Source organism: Streptomyces sp. NPDC127114 (assembly GCF_042677525.1).
In the GTDB taxonomy this organism is placed as follows: domain Bacteria; phylum Actinomycetota; class Actinomycetes; order Streptomycetales; family Streptomycetaceae; genus Streptomyces.
This window is the reverse complement of record NZ_JBHXTJ010000003.1, coordinates 261,034-279,263: the sequence shown is the minus strand read 5'-3', so window position 1 is coordinate 279,263 and position 18,230 is coordinate 261,034. Positions and strand designations below refer to the sequence as shown.

Annotated in this window: 15 protein-coding genes; 9 read left to right on the top strand and 6 right to left on the bottom strand. The window is 69.6% G+C overall.

The genetic code is table 11. From position 1 onward, the window contains the following. Positions 1 to 80: 80 nt before the first annotated feature. Positions 81 to 743, bottom strand: coding sequence for a response regulator (locus tag ACFVGS_RS05135; protein WP_384411594.1), 663 nt, complete (start codon positions 741 to 743; stop codon positions 81 to 83). Beyond that, positions 740 to 1,867, bottom strand: a complete 1,128-nt coding sequence (locus tag ACFVGS_RS05130; protein WP_385690492.1) for a sensor histidine kinase — start codon at positions 1,865 to 1,867, stop codon at positions 740 to 742. Before ACFVGS_RS05130 ends, ACFVGS_RS05135 begins: the two co-directional genes overlap by 4 nt. A gap of 227 nt (positions 1,868 to 2,094) precedes the next feature. Here ACFVGS_RS05130 and ACFVGS_RS05125 point away from each other — a divergent pair, with 227 nt between their 5' ends. The 6 genes from ACFVGS_RS05125 (at position 2,095) to ACFVGS_RS05100 (ending at position 10,597) form a co-directional block, all read left to right on the top strand. After that, the gene (locus ACFVGS_RS05125; RefSeq protein ID WP_384411598.1) at positions 2,095 to 2,313 is read left to right on the top strand and encodes a hypothetical protein; all 219 of its coding nucleotides are present in this window, start codon (positions 2,095 to 2,097) and stop codon (positions 2,311 to 2,313) included. Between the two features lie 29 nt (positions 2,314 to 2,342). Continuing rightward, positions 2,343 to 4,520 carry an MMPL family transporter gene (locus ACFVGS_RS05120; protein WP_385690489.1) on the top strand — a complete coding sequence of 726 codons (2,178 nt, stop codon included), beginning with the start codon at positions 2,343 to 2,345 and terminating at the stop codon, positions 4,518 to 4,520. A gap of 231 nt (positions 4,521 to 4,751) precedes the next feature. Continuing rightward, on the top strand, positions 4,752 to 5,129 hold the full coding sequence (locus ACFVGS_RS05115; protein WP_385690486.1) for an SseB family protein: 378 nt from the start codon (positions 4,752 to 4,754) through the stop codon (positions 5,127 to 5,129). Continuing rightward, on the top strand, positions 5,089 to 5,637 hold the full coding sequence (locus ACFVGS_RS05110) for a hypothetical protein (RefSeq protein WP_385690483.1): 549 nt from the start codon (positions 5,089 to 5,091) through the stop codon (positions 5,635 to 5,637). The genes ACFVGS_RS05115 and ACFVGS_RS05110 overlap by 41 nt, the downstream gene beginning before the upstream one ends. Beyond that, complete coding sequence (locus ACFVGS_RS05105; protein ID WP_385690480.1) at positions 5,634 to 10,166, top strand: DUF6531 domain-containing protein; 4,533 nt, start codon at positions 5,634 to 5,636, stop codon at positions 10,164 to 10,166. The genes ACFVGS_RS05110 and ACFVGS_RS05105 overlap by 4 nt, the downstream gene beginning before the upstream one ends. Next, entirely contained in the window at positions 10,163 to 10,597 is a 435-nt protein-coding gene (locus ACFVGS_RS05100; RefSeq protein ID WP_384411608.1) for a hypothetical protein, read from the top strand. The genes ACFVGS_RS05105 and ACFVGS_RS05100 overlap by 4 nt, the downstream gene beginning before the upstream one ends. Before the next feature lie 119 nt (positions 10,598 to 10,716). On the opposite strand, the gene ACFVGS_RS05095 is transcribed toward ACFVGS_RS05100, so the two are convergent. Genes ACFVGS_RS05095 through ACFVGS_RS05080 form a run of 4 tightly spaced genes read right to left on the bottom strand, consistent with a single transcriptional unit; the run spans position 10,717 to position 15,536 of the window. Then, positions 10,717 to 11,094 carry a nuclear transport factor 2 family protein gene (locus tag ACFVGS_RS05095; protein WP_384411610.1) on the bottom strand — a complete coding sequence of 126 codons (378 nt, stop codon included), beginning with the start codon at positions 11,092 to 11,094 and terminating at the stop codon, positions 10,717 to 10,719. Beyond that, positions 11,085 to 13,151 (bottom strand): ATP-grasp domain-containing protein, encoded by a 2,067-nt coding sequence (locus ACFVGS_RS05090; RefSeq protein ID WP_385690477.1) that lies wholly within the window; start codon positions 13,149 to 13,151, stop codon positions 11,085 to 11,087. The genes ACFVGS_RS05095 and ACFVGS_RS05090 overlap by 10 nt, the downstream gene beginning before the upstream one ends. Beyond that, a complete protein-coding gene (locus tag ACFVGS_RS05085) occupies positions 13,148 to 14,245 on the bottom strand; it encodes a homoserine O-acetyltransferase (RefSeq protein WP_385690474.1) in 1,098 nt (365 codons plus the stop codon). The genes ACFVGS_RS05090 and ACFVGS_RS05085 overlap by 4 nt, the downstream gene beginning before the upstream one ends. Before the next feature lie 28 nt (positions 14,246 to 14,273). Next, positions 14,274 to 15,536, bottom strand: a complete 1,263-nt coding sequence (locus ACFVGS_RS05080) for an ATP-grasp domain-containing protein (RefSeq protein WP_385690471.1) — start codon at positions 15,534 to 15,536, stop codon at positions 14,274 to 14,276. A gap of 373 nt (positions 15,537 to 15,909) precedes the next feature. Between ACFVGS_RS05080 and ACFVGS_RS05075 the strand changes: the two genes are divergently transcribed. From ACFVGS_RS05075 to ACFVGS_RS05065, 3 genes are all read left to right on the top strand, one after another. Next, positions 15,910 to 16,038, top strand: coding sequence for a hypothetical protein (locus ACFVGS_RS05075; RefSeq protein WP_384411617.1), 129 nt, complete (start codon positions 15,910 to 15,912; stop codon positions 16,036 to 16,038). 97 nt (positions 16,039 to 16,135) lie between these two features. After that, positions 16,136 to 16,870 carry a hypothetical protein gene (locus ACFVGS_RS05070; protein ID WP_385690468.1) on the top strand — a complete coding sequence of 245 codons (735 nt, stop codon included), beginning with the start codon at positions 16,136 to 16,138 and terminating at the stop codon, positions 16,868 to 16,870. 47 nt (positions 16,871 to 16,917) lie between these two features. Beyond that, on the top strand, positions 16,918 to 18,225 hold the full coding sequence (locus ACFVGS_RS05065; RefSeq protein ID WP_385690465.1) for a serine hydrolase domain-containing protein: 1,308 nt from the start codon (positions 16,918 to 16,920) through the stop codon (positions 18,223 to 18,225). Positions 18,226 to 18,230: the final 5 nt, after the last annotated feature.

The following is an 18,230-nucleotide window of genomic DNA, read 5'->3' as shown; positions in this document are numbered from 1 at the left end:
ATCCCGCGCGAGTAGATATCGGCTGCGCCCGCGGGCGTGGCGCCACGATCGGGGCCGAAGGGTGGCCGCGGCCCCGGGGGTCAGGAGGTGCGCGGGACGACCAGGCCGGATTCGTAGGCGAGGACCACGAGTTGGGCTCGGTCGCGGGCGTGGAGCTTGGTCATCGCCCGGTTGACGTGGGTCTTCACCGTCATCGGGCTGATCACCATGTGGTCGGCGATCTCGTCGTTGGACAGGCCCCGCGCCACGAGGGCGACGGCCTCGCGTTCGCGGCCGGTCAGCTCTTCGAGCCCCGCCTCGGTACCGGTGTCGAGCGGCCGGGACACGTACCTGTCGATCAGCTTGCGGGTGATCGAGGGCGCGAGCAGGGCGTCGCCGCGCGCGGCCACGCGGACGGCGTGCAGGAAGTCGTCCGGGACGATGTCCTTGACGAGGAATCCGGCGGCGCCGGCGCGCAGCGCGTCGAAGACGTACTCGTCCATGCCGTAGTTGGTCAGGATGACGACGTGCACCCCGGCCAGGGCCGGGTCGGCGGCGATGCGCCGGGTCGCCTCGATGCCGTCGACGACCGGCATCTGGATGTCGACGAGCGCGATGTCGGGCAGGTGCTTCCTGGCGAGCGCCAGGCCCTCCTCGCCGTCGGCGGCCTCGGCCACCACCTCGATGTCGTCCTCGAGGTCGAGAAGTGCGCGGAATCCGCTGCGGATGAGCGGCTGGTCGTCGACCAGCAGGACTCGGATCACGACGTTCGCTCCACGGGGAGTTCGGCCCGGACGGTGAAGCCGCCTTCGCCGCGCGGTGCGGCCAGCAGGACGCCGCCGAGGGCGGTGACGCGTTCGCGCATGCCGAGCAGCCCGACGCCGGGCACGGGAGTGGTTTCCGGCGTGGCCCGGCCGTCGTCGTCGATGCGCAGGGCGAGGGCGTCGGGCCGGTAGTCGATCCGGACCGACGCCGTGGTGGCGGCGGCGTGCCGGACGATGTTGGTCAGCGACTCCTGAACGATCCGGTACGCGGTCCGGCCCACCGCGGCCGGCACGTCGTGCTTCTCGCCCTCGATCGTCAGCGTCGCCTCCAGACCGGTCCTGCCGGCCCGTTCCACCAGTTCCGGTACGTCGGCGAGCCCGCGCGGCGGGGCCGTGTCGTCGTCGCGCAGGGCCTCCAGCGTGGCGCGCAGCTCCCGGCTCGCCTCCCGCCCGGCCTCCTGGATCGCCAGCAGCGCCTCCGGCACCCGCTCGCCGCGTCTGCGGGCCACGTGGACGGCGACCTCGGACTGCACCTTGATGACGGAGATCTGGTGGGTGAGCGAGTCGTGCAGTTCGCGGGCGATGTGCAGCCGTTCCTCGTCGGCGCGGCGCCGCGCGGTCTCCTCCCGGGTGCGCTCGGCCTCCTCCGCCCGCTGCTCCGCCTGCCGCACCGCCTCCCCCGCAGCGAACGCGGCGATGAGCCAGGCGATCTCCAGGGTGCCGCGGGCCTGCACCGACACCTCGCCCACGGGCCCGTCGCGCAGGGCCAGTGCCGTGAGCTGGAGGGCCGCCAGCAGGGTCACGGACGCCGTCACCGTCACCGCGCGGAACCCGGCCCGCACCGCCCCGTACACCGCGACCAGGTACGCGACGGTGAGCACGTCGAACCCGGCCGCCTGGTAGCCCACCGCGCACAGCCCGGTGACGGCCAGGACGGCGACCGGAGCCCTGCGGCGCGCGGCCAGCGCCAGGCCGCCGACCGCCAGCAGCGCGTAGCCGAGCGGGGCGGGCCCCGTGCCGAGGTGCTCCCCGGACCAGCCGTCGCCCAGCATCAGCGCCGCCACGCCCACGGCGATCACCACGTCCCCGACCCAGGCCGGTACAGCGAACCGTCGTATGCCCATGCCCGCACCCTAGCCAGACGGCGCCGCGGGCGAATCCGGCTCGTGGACGACCGACCTCCTACCGCGTCCGCGGTACCCGCGCGGCTCCTGCCGCGTCCGCGGTAGCGGCGTACGGCACCGGCGGCAGCGCGAAGTGCGTCCGTACGCGGGACGACCGGAGGCAGGTCCCGCGGACAGGATCGGGCCACATCCAGGAGCAGGAGCCGTACGAGGAGAAGGAGCACCTCATGTCCGTCCGTCACGTGCTTGCCGCACCCGCGGCCGCGCACGCCTCGGTCCAGTCGCTCGCCGTCGATGCCTACGGCCTGACCACCGGGCGGCTCGTGGGCACCACGGGCGCGGTGGTGGCGCCGGCCGGCGTGGTCCTCGGCGGGCCGGCCCCGGCCCGGTCCCGCCGCGCCGGCCGGCCGGCAGGCCGTTCCCTCGACGTGCGCGCGTCCGCGTGAAGGCGGGACAGGGAGGTGAGGAGCCGATGATGGCGACCGGAACCGCGTCCAACGGCGGGACTCTGGCGAGACTGGGCCGCTTCTGTTTCCGGCGCCGCCGCCTGGTCCTCCTGGGCTGGATCATCGGTGTGATCGCCGTGGCGTTCGCCGGATTCGGCTACGGCGCCGCCCCCGACAACGACTTCTCCGGAGGAGACTCGCAGTCGGCCAGGGCGCAGCAGCTGATGGAGAAGCACTTCCCCGAGGAGCAGGGGGACAGGCTGACCCTCGCGATCAGGGCCGACGAGGGGATCGACGATCCTGCGGCCAGGCGGAGGATCGAGAAGGTCCTCGCCGCTCTCGCCGACTCACCCGTGACCGGGCCGGTGACGTCGCCGTACCAGGACGAGAGCCTGGTGACGAAGGACCGTCGCATCGCCCGTGCGGCCATCCCGCTGAGCGACAAGGGGGTGGAGAAGAGCGAGGTGAAGCCGTTGGTGGACCTGGTCAAGGACGCCTCCGGCGACCACGTCACGCTCGCGCTGGGCGGGTACATGGCGGAGAAGGCCGAGACGCCCCCGCAGGGCCCGGCCGAGAGCGTGGGCCTCCTGGCGGCAGCCGTGATCCTGTTCATCGCGTTCGGATCACTGGTGGCGATGGGCCTGCCGATCGCGACCGCCCTCCTGGCCATCGTGGGCGGTCTCGCCCTGATGAAGGTGGTGGGGCACCTGGTCCCCGCGCCGAACTTCGCCCTGACGTTCGGAGCGATGATCGGGCTCGGCGTCGGCATCGACTACGCGCTGTTCATCGTGACCCGCTACAAGGACGGCCTCGGGGACGGTGACGACCCCGAGAGCGCCACGGTCAAGGCGATCGCCACCGCGGGTCACGCGGTGCTCTTCGCCGGCACGACCGTGGTGATCGCGCTGATGGGCCTGCTCGTCATGGGTCAACGGCTGATGACCGGACTGGCCGTCGCCACGTCGATCACGGTGCTCGTCACGATGATCGCCGCCCTGACGCTGCTGCCCGCGCTCCTGGGCTTCACCGGACACCGGATCGACTCGCTGCGCCTGCCTCGCCGCGCGTCCCGCCGGGACCGTTCCACCGGTGCGCCGTCACAGAAGCGCCGTACGCTCGCCGAACGCTGGGCCGGTGCGGTGCAGCGCAGGCCGCTGGCCGCCGCGCTCCTGGCCGGCGGGGCCCTGCTGCTGCTCGCCGTTCCCACGCTGTCGATGCGGCTGAGCCAGCCCGATGCCAGCGTCCAGCCCCGCGACCGGAGCAGCTACGTCTCGTACGAGATCCTCTCCGAGGGCTTCGGCCCGGGCTACGGCGCACCCCTGGTCTTCGCCGCCGGTATCGACTCCGAGGACGCCGATCTCGCTCCGGTCGTCGCAGCGGTCGGCAGGACCGAGGGCATCGCCCATGCGACGCCGCCCCGGGTCAGTGAGGACGGGAAGGCCGTCACCTTCCTCGCCTTCCCCACGACCGGCTACCAGGACGAGGCGACCACGGACCTGGTGCACAGGCTCCGCGACGACGTGCTGCCCGGGACACCCGGCGGCGAACGGGTCCTCGTCGGCGGACCGAACGCCGGCACCATCGACACCGCCGAGGAGTCCGGCTCCCGCCTGCCCCTGATGATCGTCGTCGTCGTCGCGATGTCCATGGTGCTGCTGATCGCGCTGGTCCGGTCGGTCACGATCGCCCTGCAGGCCGCCGTGATGAACCTGCTGTCGATCGGCGCGGCCTACGGTGTGCTGGTGGCGGTCGTGCAGTGGGGCTGGCTCGGCACGGCCCTCGGGTTCCCCGCCGCCATGCCCGTCACGACCTGGGTGCCGATGATGATGTTCCCGGTCCTGTTCGGCCTGTCGATGGACTACCAGGTCTTCCTGATCTCGCGGGTCCGCGAGGAGTACGAGCGGACCGGCGACACCCGCACGGCCGTCGCGACAGGACTCGCGCGGACCGCCAAGGTGATCACGGCCGCGGCGGCCATCATGATCGCCGTCTTCACCACCTCCCTGCTCGGCCCCGACGTCGCCGTCAAGCAGGGCGGTCTGGGCATGGCCGTCGCCGTGCTCATCGACGCGACCATCGTCCGGATGGTCTTCGTCCCGGCGGTGATGGAACTGTGCGGCAAGGCCAACTGGTGGCTCCCCGGCCGCCGAACCCCGAAGCCGCCCTCGCCCGCACCGACCGCGCCCAGGCAAGAGGCCAACGTCTGAGGGACGAGAACCCGAGAGGACTGGACGACGCCGAAGGCCCAGGTCGCTGACCTGGGCCTTCGTTCGGCGCTCGGGGTGGGCTCTTCGCATGCCGACCGGTTGTCGAACCGTGTGCCGGCATGCGGAGGTTTGCACTGCCAACGACGCCAACTACGAGCAAAACAAAGATAAGTAGCACGTCTGTGCGATAGGTTCTCCTGAGTGATAGCGCGAGCAAACTGAGGGGGAGACATGTCGCTGCGTGACCTGCTGCGTGACGAAACACTCGCGACGATGTCTCGCGCCGAGCGTCTGGAAGCGATGCTCTCTGCGCGTCTGTACTTCCAACGCCCCGACGAGCCCGGCTTCTTTGTCCGTGAAACGGAGGAGGGTCCGGTCGTGCCGGTCTTCACCTCTTGTGCAGCACTCGGGTTGTTCGCCGGGCCCTGCGGGTGGGCGTCCACGACAGTCGCGGATCTGGTCGAGCTGCTGCCTGAGGGGGTGCGCGCGTTGGTGGATCCACTGGGGCCACGGACGTACGTACTGGACGCGAAGGTGCTTGAGACCACGGTTGAACAGGGGGAACACGATGGCGGAGGACGCGGGACACCCGGGCTTGAGCCCCGGTGAGGGCTACAAGATCGAGATAGCCTCGGTGCGCAAGGTGCTGACCCCACTGGAGGAGTCAGTGGAGGCCGCGCACCAGATCAAACGCGAGTGGAACGCGCTGTCCGCGCAGATCGCGAACTCGGCCGACTTCGACATCTACTCACCGACCCAGAAGATGCTCTCGGCATGGGGATTCGGTATGGGGCGGGTGGCTGAGCACACGGACACGGTGGTGGAGACACTCCGACAGGTCCTCGCCGCCTACGTGCTGGCCGACTTGTTGCGTATCAAGGACTTCTCGCCGACCGCGGCCAACATCGCCAAGCTGCCGTTCGGCGAAGAAGGCATGAAGGCGTGGCAGGAGGGGTCCAGGCCGAAATTCGATCCGCCACCTCAGATCTATCAGGAGCCGTGGCTGGACGACGGTGACACCGGCAGTTATCAGGATGTGCCCCAGCGGCCCCGCCTGCGGGTCGACGGGGGCTGGGAGGTCGACGGTGGGTCGAAGGGGAAGGGTCCGGTCATATGACGAGCCGCGATGCGATGGAGGGCGGCGGGGCCGAGCGCATACCTCCCCACGCCAAGCCCAGCGACGTCATTTACGGCAATGCGGAAGACGTCGATGAGCTCGCCCTCAAGCTCCTCGCCTATGCGGGTGCGTTCAAGGACGGAATGGACAAGCTGGTCGACCTGTCCTTGATGGATTGGACCGGGGCCGGCGCGGAGGGCTTCAAGGACGCGACCAGCAAGCTACCCCAGGAACTGGAGTCCGCACAGAAGTACTTCGAGAGCTCCGGGAAGGCGCTGGATTCCTACGCCTACAAACTGCGCTCGGTCCACACGCGCGTCAGGCCGATCATCGACGACGCGGACGAGGCACGGGCAGCCTCCAAGAACTACTGGAAGCGGGTCACGGACTACAACGCCGCCCTGGATCGCAAAGACGATCCGCTGCCGGAGCGACCTCCGGACAACGACCCGGGCCTTGCCGCTCTTCAGGACTGCTACGACCGCTTGGACAAGCTGGAGAGCGAGTTGCAGGCCGTCATCGACGCGGCCAAGCGGCAACTCGAGACAGCGGCGGAGAAGGCTCCTGACAAGCCCCCGCCCCGCAAGGGATGGGACAAGTTCGAGAAGGGACTAGGCGACTTCTTCGGCGGTGCGGGCGACACCCTGCGCGGCTGGTACGACGGGATCGACGATCTCGTCAACGACGGACCCGACGGCGTCGGCCTGCACCTGGCCGGCATGGTGGACGGGGCCACCTACGCTGCCCAGCACCCGCAGGAGTTCGCCAAAGCCGTCGTCAACTGGGACGAATGGCAGCGAAACCCGGCCCGGGCGGCCGGTCAGCTCACTCCCGAGCTCCTCCTCGCCCTTGCCAGCGGCGGCACCGGTGCGGTGAGGCGCGGGGCTTCTGTGGCCAAGAACGCGGCGCAGCGACTGCGCGGGCGGGTGGACGGTCTGCGCCGGGACGGCAGTGCCCGCGCGCGGACGGACAGTGATCCGGGCAGGAACACCACGCCCAACGAGGAGCGTCCCGAGGCCGGCGATCCGATCGACGTTGCGACCGGCGAAATGGTGATGTCCGCCGTCGACGTCACCCTGCCTGCTGCCCTGCCGGTGGTCCTGAAGCGGCACTACGTTTCGGGGCACCCGTGCGGAGGGTGGTTCGGCCCCACCTGGGCGGGAACGCTTGACCAGCGTCTGGAGATCGACGGTGCGGGCGTCGTCTTCATCACGGACGACGGCATGCTGCTGACGTATCCGGTCCCGACGCCGGGTGCGGCGACGCTCCCCACTTCCGGTCCCCGTTGGCCACTGCACTGGGATGGCAACCCCGACAGCGCCATCCGCATCGTCATCCCGGACCGTAATCGCACGCTCCACTTCACCCCGCTCCCCGTGAGCGGCCGTGAGCTGGCCCTGACAGCGATCACCGACCGGACAGGCGACGGCGACCGTATCGACATCTCCTACGACGCCCAGGGCGCGCCGAGGGAGATCGCACACTCCGGCGGCTACCGCATCGCCGTCGACACAGACCCCCGACTGCTGCGGGTCACCGCGCTGCGCCTCCTGCACGGTGCGCAGCGCGAGCACAGCACCACTCTGGTCTCCTATGCCTACGATGCCGCCGGAAACCTGGCCGAGGTCTTCAACTCGACCGGAAAGCCGCTGCGCTATCGGTACGACGCGGAACACCGTATGACGTCCTGGACGGACCGCAACGGCACGTCGTACGGCTATGTCTACGACGCGCAGGGGCGTGTTCTGCGCGGCATCGGCCCGGACGGCATCCTGTCGGGCCGGATGCACTACGACACCGCCACACGCACCTCCCGCTACACCGACTCGCTGGGCCATACCAGCGTGTACGTCTGCAACGAGGCGTACAAGATCATCGCCTACACCGATCCGCTGGGAAACACCACCCGCACGGAATGGGACGAGAGCAACCGGCATCCCGTCGCGGTCACCGACCCACTGGGCCGTACCACGCGCTACCGCTACGACGACCACGGTCGGCTGATCGCGGTCGAGCGGCCCGACGGTACGTTGGCCGAGACCGTCTACGACGACCGCGGCCTGCCGTTGGAGACGCGCGAGCCGGGCGGCGCGGTGTGGCTCCACACCTATGACGACCGCGGCTCCCATACGTCCACCACCGACCCCAGCGGCGCCGTCACGCACTACGGCTACAACAGCTCGGGCCACCTCACCTCCGTCACGGACCCGCTGGGGCACACCACCCGCATCGTCACGGACGCGGCGGGCCTTCCGGCCGAGACGACGGACCCGATGGGCCGCACCGTCAGGATGCGCCGTGGCCCGCACGGCCAGGTCACCGCCGTCACCGATGCCCTGGGCCGGACCACGCGCCACGGCTGGACGATCGAGGGCATGCCGGCCTGGCGCGAGGGGCCGGACGGGGGCCGCGAGGAATGGCAGTGGGACACCGAGGGAAATCTCGTCCTCCACACCGACGAGGCCGGCCACACCACCACCTACACGTACACCTACTACGACCAGCCCGCCACGAGGACCGACCCCGACGGCGCGCACTACGCCTTCGCCTACGACACCGAGCTGCGCCTGACAAGGGTCACCAATCCCCAGGGCAAGCATTGGCAGTACGCCTACGATGCGGCAGGCCACCTGGTTGCGGAAACCGACTTCGACGGCGCTACGCGCACGTACGAACGCGACCCGGCCGGGCGCCTCACGGCGCAGACGAACGCACTGGGTCAGACGCTGCGCTTCACTCTCGACTCGGCTGGGCGCATGATCGCCCAGCACGACGAGTCCACCGGTGACGTCACGACCTATGCCTACGATCCGAGCGGCGCCCTGCTTCACGCGGCCAATGCGGACGCGGTACTGAGACGGGAACGCGACGCGGCCGGGCGCGTCATTTCGGAGACGGTCAACGGCCGGATCAGCGCCTACGGGTATGACGCCATGGGCCGCCGTACCCGGCGTACCACCCCCTCCGGTGCGCGGTCGGAATGGACATACGACCCCGCGGGCCGACCGACCGGACTGAGGAGAGGCGATGCGACCCTTGCCTTCGCCTACGACGCTGCGGGCCGCGAGACCGAGCGGCGCATCGGCGCCGACACCACCCTCACGCAGGCCTGGGACAGCGGTGACCGCCTCACGAATCAGACCCTTGCCACCCGCGACGAAACCGAAGCGGCCCGGATCCTCCAGCAGCGGATTTACGCGTACCGCCCCGACGGCTACCTGACCGAGATCCGTGAACTCACCACTGGAACAAGGCGTTTCAGCCTCGATCCCATGGGCCGGGTGACGGGCGTCCAGGCACACGGTTGGAGCGAGAAGTACGCGTACGACCGGACAGGCAACCAGACCCACGCCGACGCTCCGCACCACCCCGCGGCGGGAGACCGGAGCTATGAGGGTGCCGTCATCCGCCGGGCCGGCCGTACCGCGTACGAGCACGACGCCGCTGGCCGGCTGATCCGCAAGACCCGCAAGCTCCTCAACGGCCAGACCCGCACCTGGACGTACACGTGGAGCGCGGAGAATCGCCTCACCAAAGCCACCACACCCGACGGCGGGGAATGGACCTACGCCTACGATCCGTTGGGCCGCCGCATCTCCAAGACAGCTCCGGACGGAACCGCTCTCACCTTCACATGGGACGGCACCTGCCTGGCTGAGCAGGTCGACCTGGACGGCACGGCGACCACATGGGACTACGCGCCGGGCACCCACCGACCGATATCCCAGTCCACACGCCGGGCGACCGAGGGCGAACCCGAGGGCGGCCACTCGCTCCTCGGCCTCGCCGATACCTCCCTACAGTCCGAGGTCGACGCCCGCTTTCTCGCGATCGTGACCGACCTGGTCGGAACGCCCGTCGAACTGGTCACGTCCGACGGCACTCTTGCCAGGCAGCCTCGCACCACTCTCTGGGGCACCCCCCTTCCCGCAGCGGAAGGAGAGGTGGACTGCCCGCTTCGGTTCCCCGGCCAGTACGCGGACGGGGAAACCGGCCTCCACTACAACTACTTCCGGCACTACGACCCGGAAACTGCCCGCTACACCACACCGGACCCACTCGGGCTGGTTCCGGCGCCCAACGCGACGACGTACGTTCGCAACCCGCAAAGCTGGGCCGACCATCTGGGGCTTGCGGGCGAGCCGGAATGGGCCAATCCCGAAGACATCAACTTCTCCCAGCGCACTGTGTCCCCGAACGACTACGTCGAGAAGATGCGCTCTGGGGAGTGGGACTGGCGGCGCCCCGGTACGGCGTTGAAGGTCATGGAAGTGGACGGTCAGCTGGTCTCGTACGACAACCGAAGGCTCGATGCGGCACGCGAAGTGGGGAGGCCGGTCATCATCGAGCGTGTCGACCCGAATGCGGTTCACCCCGATTCGACGACCGGACGGACCTGGGCGGAGCAATTCAGAAGGCGCATGAATTCAGCGCGGAACAGAAATGAACTGGGCGAGCCAGTTCCCCCGACCGGACTCCAGGAAAGGCCCCAACACGTGCGCAACGGGAAGTGTAAGAATAAGAAATGACCACGATCGAACGCCTGTGGGAAGAGTTCGAGCTTCCCGTCAAGGACGCACTCCACTACGCCGACGGGCACTCCTATGATGTCGCCCTCGATCCGACCGTGCCGAGTGGTTTCTCGGTGCTCTCCCCGTTCGAGCTCGATGAGCTGCTGGAAGGCGATCCTTCCTGGGTGTCTGCGGTCGACGGGCTTGCTGCGGTGGACCTGGGAGAGAAGGGGCTCCTGTGGGGCGGAGAGGGTTCGTACGGTTCGGAAGGATTCATCGCACGTCTGACTGCCGACCGTGCGCTGATCTGGGCGATGTTCTTCGCCGAATCCAATCCGTTTGATCGAATTCGGCTGTCCGGCAACATCGCTACTTTCAGCTCGACCGCAGGGTTCGAGATCGCAGTCGACATCGACGATCCGCGAACTCCGGCTCCTCCGGAACGGTGACGTCGAAGGCCCAGGTCGCTGACCTGGGCCTTCGTTCACGAGTGGGTGACGGGAGTCGGACACGCCGGGGCAGGCGCGCCCGCGGTCGGCATCACGGCACGGCAGGGGGCGGACAGGAGTCAGATCGCCGCGCGATAGAAGTAGGTGCGCCGCGCGCTGATGAGGCCGTCGTCGATGCGGTAGTGGTCGGAGAACCGTTCGTCGAGGCGCTCACCCGCCCGGCTCAGGCCCTGGAAGCTTCCCCAGCACGCCAGCGAGTCGTCACCGGCCATGACTTCCTCGACGCGGTGCGACCCGGACTCGATGATCCGCTCCTCGCGGTAGAACCGCTCGATGTCGGCGAGCCCGACGAGGGCCGGATAACCAGGCCGGTGGTAGACGCAGTCCGCGGCGAAGACGCGGCCGAGTTCGTTCCAGCGGCGGCCGTCGATGATGGCGAAGAGCCGACGGGTGAAGTCGTGGGACCAGTGCGGGGTCCCGGCGGTCGTCACGTCCACGAGACCACCGTCTCGTCGTCGATGAACCCCAGGATTCCGGACAGGGTGGTGCGGCGCGCCGCCGGATCGGTCTCGGGCTCCACGGCGTGCACATAGGCACCGTTGAAGAAGTAGACGTCACCCGGTGCGATGTCGAGCCGCAGGGTGTCGATCCCCTCCAGATGCTCCAGGGGGTACGGCGATCCGGTGTACTCCAGGCCCAGTCGCTCGCGCACGGCGTCGTCGGGGCGGGTGTTCCAGACCACGAGGCGCCCCGCGGAGCCGTTCTCCAGGCACAGGTTCATCGCGCCGATGGGGCGGCCCTTGATCCGCTGGATCTCGAAGTCCGCCTGCCGGGGCTCGCCGCACTGGGCCTCGTCCTCGTGCGGAGCGAGGGCGAACCGGCCGGAGGCGTGCCAGGTACGCAGCAGTGCGGTGCCGGCCTCGCGGCCGTCGTGGCTCGCCGAGCGGAACCGTACGCCTTCGGCCGCGAGGGCGTCGGCGATACCGGTGCGGATCGACGTCAGCGTGTCGTGGGGCGTGCCGAGGATCTCGTCGAGTCCGGGCTGGGCGGCACTCGCCTCGTCGAGGTAGTCGCTGGTGGTCTTGTGGTAGTGGTACGCACCCACGTAGTGGCCGGGCGCGTCCGCGCCTCGGGTGCGGCGCGCGGGGCTGTTCCAGAAGCGTTCCGTGACGCGGGCGCACTCCTCGGCGGGGATCACGCCGCGGAACACCACGCCGAGGACTCGGCCGCGCAGCACGTCGACCACTGCCTCAGGGGTGAACCGCGGGTACTCGCGGAAGGCGAAGTCCATCGTGTTCGTCGTGCCTCTCTCGGTCGTGCGGTCGGTGCCGTCGATGCGTCGCCCGGGGGGCGCGGTGGTGATCCGGACGGTGTCCAGGACCTCCGCGCAGCGGCGCTCGGCAGCGGTCACGTCCTCGCCGGCCGCGAGCACGTGGCAGGCGACCTTGTCGCGGCTGACACCGTCCACCACGGCGGCCACGTCGTCACCGATCCCGAGGCCGATGCTCAGCCGCAGATCCGGGTCGTCGGCGGGTACCTCCGTCAGCCCCGAGACGGCGGTCACCCGGCCCGGCTCGGGCACGATGTACCTCATCGCGGCCCCCCTGGTGCCGAGGTCCGTCAGGTCCGGCACCGGCTCCAGGCCCAGGGGCACGGCGATGGACATGCGGGGCACGTCGATGCCGAACGCCATGGCCATGAGTTCGTGGATCCGTCCGCCGCCGATGCGGTTGTGAGACTCGATGACGCGAGGGCCCCGCGGCGTCAGGCGCACCTCGGTGTGCGTAGGACCCTCGGTGAGGCCGACCGCCTCGATCAGCCGGTTCACGGTCCGGTGGATGGCCTCGGCCGCGTCCGGCGCGACGGCGGCCGGCATGGAGCTGCCGAGCTCGTAGTACGTCGGGTGCAGCAAGGTGTGGGTGATGGTGATGACCTGGTGACGCCCGTCGGCGCAGAACCCTTCGACGCTGAACTCCGGACCGTCCAGGTACTCCTCGGCCAGTGCCTCCTCGCGCCCCGTGGCGGTCAGTCGCCGCCAGGCCTCCTTGGCGTCCTCGGTGTCGTCCACGCGGAAGACGCCGATGCTGCCCGCCGAGTCGGTCGGCTTGACGAAGACGGGGCCGCCGACGCTGTGGCGGAAGTCGTCCAGGTCGGCCGCGCTGTACACCGTCGTGTGGCGCACGGTGTCGAGCTCCGTGCCGGCGAGGTGCCGGCGCATGGCGGCCTTGTCCTTCAACAGCCGTACGGAGGCGACGGAGTTGCCGCCGAGGCCGAGCAGTTCGTTGATCCGCGCGGCCGGGACGAGACCGTTCTCGCTGAGCGAGAACACCCGCCGGAGGGGTGCCTGCCGGTGCCGCTCGACGATGAGCCGTTCCACCGTGTCGTACTCGTTCTTGAAGTCGACCTCGAGGATCTCGGCACAGTAGTCCTCGGCGCCCGAGGGCACGCCGCCCGGGTGGTGGATCAGCACCACGTCGAGGCCGAGGTCGTGCGCGGCCTGGAGGGGTTCGACGAGGCCGCCGATGACTGCGATGCGTCCGACGCTGCCGCTCATGATTCGTGTCCTGTCCTGGGCGAGCTGTGGAGGGGTTCCATGTCGAGGAACTCGGCCATGTGCCTGGCCAGCTCCGGCTGGTCGAGCACGGCCGCGTCATGTCCGAGGTCGCTGCCGGTCTCGTGGTGGTGGGTCGCCTCGACTCCCCGTGCGGCGAGTCCGGCGGCGATGTGCGCGCTGTGATCACGGCTGAAGCGCCGGTCGCCGCGCAGGCTGACCAGCAGGACCCGTGGCGGACGGAGCGTCGTCGTCAGCGCGGTGGGCCGGGAGAACGCGTCGAAGCGGTCCACCGCGCCGAGCAGCGTGAGGTACGCGTTCGCGTCGAACCGCCGGACGAACTTCCCGCCCTGGTGGTCCAGGTAGGAGCCGAGGGCCTGGGGCCCTTGGCGGGTTCCCGTGGCCGCGGGCCCGAAACGGCGTTCCAGTTCCGCCTCGGACAGATACGTCAGATGACCGATCATGCGCGCGGTGGCCAGGCCGGCACGTGGGCCGCCGCCCGGCGGGTAGGCGCCGCCCCGGTGGTCCGGGTCGCTGAGGATGGCGTGGCGGGCGACCGCGTTCCAGGCGCGGTTGTCCGCGGAGGGCCGGGCGGTGCCTGCGACGACGACGAACCGCTCGGCGTCGCCGGGGTGGTCGAGCAGCCACTGGAGTGCCTGACAGCCACCCATGGACGGACCGACGACCGCGTGCAGCCGGTCGATGCCGAGGGCCGCGAGGAGTCTGCGGTGCACCGCGACCATGTCGGCGATCTCCACGTCCGGAAAACGCGCACCCCACGGCGAGTCGTCGGCAGCGAGGGATGCGGCTCCCGTGGTGCCCGAGCAGCCGCCCAGCACGTTGGCGCAGATGACGAAATAGCGCCGGGTGTCGATGGGACGGCCGGGGCCGACCATCACGTCCCACCAGCCCGGGGCGTCGTGCGGTCCGCTCGCGGCCACATGGGCGTCGCAGGTCAGCGGGTGGCAGATGAAGATCGCGTTGGAGCCGTCGTAGGTGCCGTAGGTCTCGTAGGCGACGTCGACGGGTGCGAGGTACGTGCCGGACCGCAGCATCAGGGGCGCGGTCTGGTCGGCGACTCTCACGAGCCGGGGCATCGGTGGTTCCCTTCCTGGGGCGCGACGGTCACAGGGCTTCGACGGGATCGATGTGAAGATCGCGTTCGACGCGCTTGACGCGCCGGCGGTCGAGCTCCACGCGGTCGCGGTCACGATCGGCGAGCACGACCCGGCCGAGCACCGAGAACACGTCCGACGTCTGCCGCACCAGGCCGCCCGGCGGCACCGTGACGGTCGAGCGCACGGCCGTGGGCAGGTCCGCGAGACCGCTCAGCGACTCCGGGTTGCGGATCACACCGGTCCGACGGGCCGTCACGAAGACCGACATCACCTGCTGCAGCAGGCGATAGCCCGAGGCGGGCCGGTGCCGTCCGAGGAAGAAGTCGACGAGGCGGTCGAGTTGGCTGCTGCCGGTGGCCATGCCGGACAGGAAGGTCATCTGCCCGCCGGCGATACGGGGGTTGAGCTCGATGAGCACGGGCCCCTCCGGGCGCAGCATGATCTCCGCGTGCATCGGGCCGAACCGCACTCCCAGGGCGTCCAGCACCTCGCGCGCGTAGGGCAGAAGCTGCCGGCACGCCGGGTCGTCCGGGGCGACGAACTCGACCGTGTCGTAGATGCCGACGACGGACCCGGAGGAGTGCTTGGTGTAGCGGGTGACGCCGCAGATCTCGTGGACACCGCCGACCGAGAAGGTGTCGACGCTGTATTCCGTTCCCTGGACGCACTCCTGGACGAGGACCGCCTGCTCGACGTTGCCCAGCGCGTTGCGCCGACCGGCCATCGACTCGAAGGCCGTGCGCAGTTCGTCGCCCGGGCGCACCCTGCGGACGGCATCGCTGCCCGCGCTGCGCGCCGGTTTCACGATCAGCCACGGGGCGTCGGCGAGCTCGTTGTCCCGTAGCCATTGCTCCACCTCGGCGAAGTCCGCGGTGTGGACCTGGCGCAGCGAGGCGAGGCCGGCCCGGGCGAGTTCGCGTTGTGCGGCCGCCTTGTCCCGGCGGGACGCGGACAGCGCGGGGGAGTTGGCGTACTCGGGAAAGTTGCGCGCGCATAGCGCGTCGGCGAGTTCGCTCCCGGTTTCGAGGCCCGTGACCACCCCGACGGCGCCCAGCCGGCCCAGCTGTCCGCCGAGTTCGGCGACGTCGCCGGTGTGCCGGACGTGGTGGTCGAAGTCCCGTGGCTGCCAGGTGTGAACCAGCGGGTCGGGCGGCTGGTCCGCCGTGGTGACGGCGACGCAGGACCAGCCGTGTTCACGGAGCGCGGGGGCGATCTGCGCCCCCGCCCCGTAGGGGTCCACCACGGCGAGGACGGGTGCGGACGTGGTCATCGAGGTTCCGATCTGTCTTCTGCCCTGCGGGGACGTACGCCGGGTCCGCAGAACACCCCGAAAGGCTCGCGGCGCAGTGAGCTTCGCTCGACCGTCCTCGGGGCTACAAGAGTCGGAGGTGTTCATGATGTGGCATTGCAGGAGGCTGAGCGGGCGAATGTCCGGTTACGCCTGATCCGCCCCTTCAGGATCCTGCAATGCCACATCCTGGCCCATTGGCTTCGTTGTCATGCCGTCACTCGCTGGGCAATTCTTTTCTCAGCCGGCAGGCAAGCGCCTCGGAGCGAATGGGGGAAATCCTCGGAAGGCTCCGGCTTGCTTTTGCCGATTCATATGGAGAGGGGAGTTCGCTCCCCCTGTGAAAGGAATGCTCATGGAGTCTCAGGACCTGAAGAACATCGAGACCGTCGAGAACAACGAGTCCGTGCTCGAGGACATCGAGATGCTGTCCTGGCCGCGTCAGCTGGCCGTTGTCCCGGCCGACGTCCTCGACCTGGTCTAAGGCGCGAACGAGCGGCGGGCCGGAGCCGATCGGCTCCTGGCCCGCCACGCTCTCCTGAACCACGACATGCTTCGGCACCCGCAGGAAGAAATCTCCCATGAAGATCACCATTCGCACGCCGCACCTCACCGTGGTGGATGACTTTCTCGGTGAGGCCGAATTCGCATCGCTGGCGTCCTCGCTGCAGTTCCTGCCGTACCGGCCCATGCATTCCAAGGGGTGGGTCAAGGCGTACGGGATGTCAACGGCTTCGATCCTGCAGAGCGAGCTCGCCACCCGGGGCCGGGTGGACTCCACTCCGCCGGGGATGAGCCAGGTGGGAAAGCTCGTCGAACGCATCGCCGGCCCCGACGAAGCGCTGCGGGACAGCTACCCGCAGGGGATCACCGGGCAGAGCTCCACGGTCACCGGCCGCACCGTGCTGTCGGGAGTGGGGGCGAGTCTGAACTGGCACAACGACGCCGAGAGCCTGCTGGGTGCCTATGTCTTCTACGGGCACCCGCGATGGGGTTCCTCGTGGGGCGGCGAGCTGCTCGTCCTGGCCGAGGACGAGGCCGAGGACGAGGCCGACGGCCAGAACGGAGCCCGGAGCTCCGGTGGCCGGCCCCAGGAGGTCAGCGGCGACCTGGGCCCCGACTTCATGCTGGACACGAACGCCGAGCAGCACAGGAACGACATCGGCCACGGCATCTTCGTCTCCGCCCGCCCCAACCGGCTGGTCCTGCTCACCTCCCACGTCCATCACCGCGTCGCGCCGGTGACGCCCAGTGCGGGGGACCAGCCCAGGACGGCTGTCGTCGGCTTCTTCGTCGCGGACGCGGAGTCCTCCTGAGAAGCTCCCCCGCTTCGTCTCAACTCACAGCTCGGATGCGTGACTCAGTGACATCACAGGCGATCATTCAGGACGCGCTCGATCAGGCGATCACGGAGGCGGGCACCAGCGGGAACATCGTGGTGCTTCTCGTCGACAAGGGTCGCGAGACCCTGGTCGAGCGGGGAACGGGACATTCCCACGGGTCACCGTCGGAGCAGTATTACCAGCTGGGTTCGATCTCGAAGTTCGTCACCGCGGTGGCGTGCCTCGTCCTGGACGAGCGGGGCGAGCTGAGTCTGGACGAGCCGATGCGGTTCGCCGGACACCTGATCCCCCGGTATCTGGGGCGGAAGGTCGACCTCACGCCCCGCCAGGTTCTCCATCACGTCACGGGTCTCAACGTCCACAGCATTCCCGGATATCCGCGTGGTGAGAAGGTTCCCGGCACGGCCGGGATCATCGCTGGCGAGGGCCGGTCGCCGGCGCTCGCCTTCACCGGGATACCGACGGGCCGCGTCTCCTACAGCAGTGGTGCCTTCATGCTTCTTCAGGCGGAGCTGGAGCAGAGGCACGACCTCGGGGAACTCCTCCCGGAGGCGATCCGCGGGATCTCTCCGGGCGTGGCCGTGCTCGCCGACTCCTTCGAAGGGCCGGAGAACCCGCTCCTGGCACAGGGGTTCATCAATGCGGCGATACCCGTCCCGCACGGCTCCCTTCACTACCCCGAGACCTGTGCCGGCGGGCTGTGGGCGCGCCCCAGGGACCTGATGACCCTGCTCGTCGACATCGCGGGCCACCTGCGCGGCGACGGAGGCGGCGGCGCGGTGGGCGCCCGGATCCGCGGCGAGCTGCTCTCCCGCCGTCTCCATCCGAAGATGGCGATGTCCGCCCTGGTCGACGAGGACAGGGAAGGAAGAACGTACTACCACCACCAAGGGGCCGCCGCCGGATTCACCACCGAATTCGCCGGATACCCCGAGGAGGACGTGCACGTCGTCGCCATGGCCTCGGCCGCGGTCACTCCGCCGGAGCTGCGCAAGGTGGTCAGGCAGGCTCTCGCCGCCTCGTCGGTGGGCACCCCGGTGGCATCCACGCAGAGTCTGCTTCCCGCGGACAGCGCGACGTCGGCGGACGACCACGGCGAGGTCACCGGCAACTACGCCGGTGACTCCCTGACGGCCGAGGTGACGGCGGACGCCGCCACGGTGCGCACGCAGAACGGGTTCGCGCTCGAACTGCGAAGGACGGCCGCCCGTGTCTACGCGGTGCCCGGAGAGCAGTACCCCCGATTGGTGATCGACGGAGACCGGATGCGGTTCAGCGACGGAGCCCGCCTGTACAGGCTCGGTCGCTCCTCGACATCCAGATCATAGGAAAG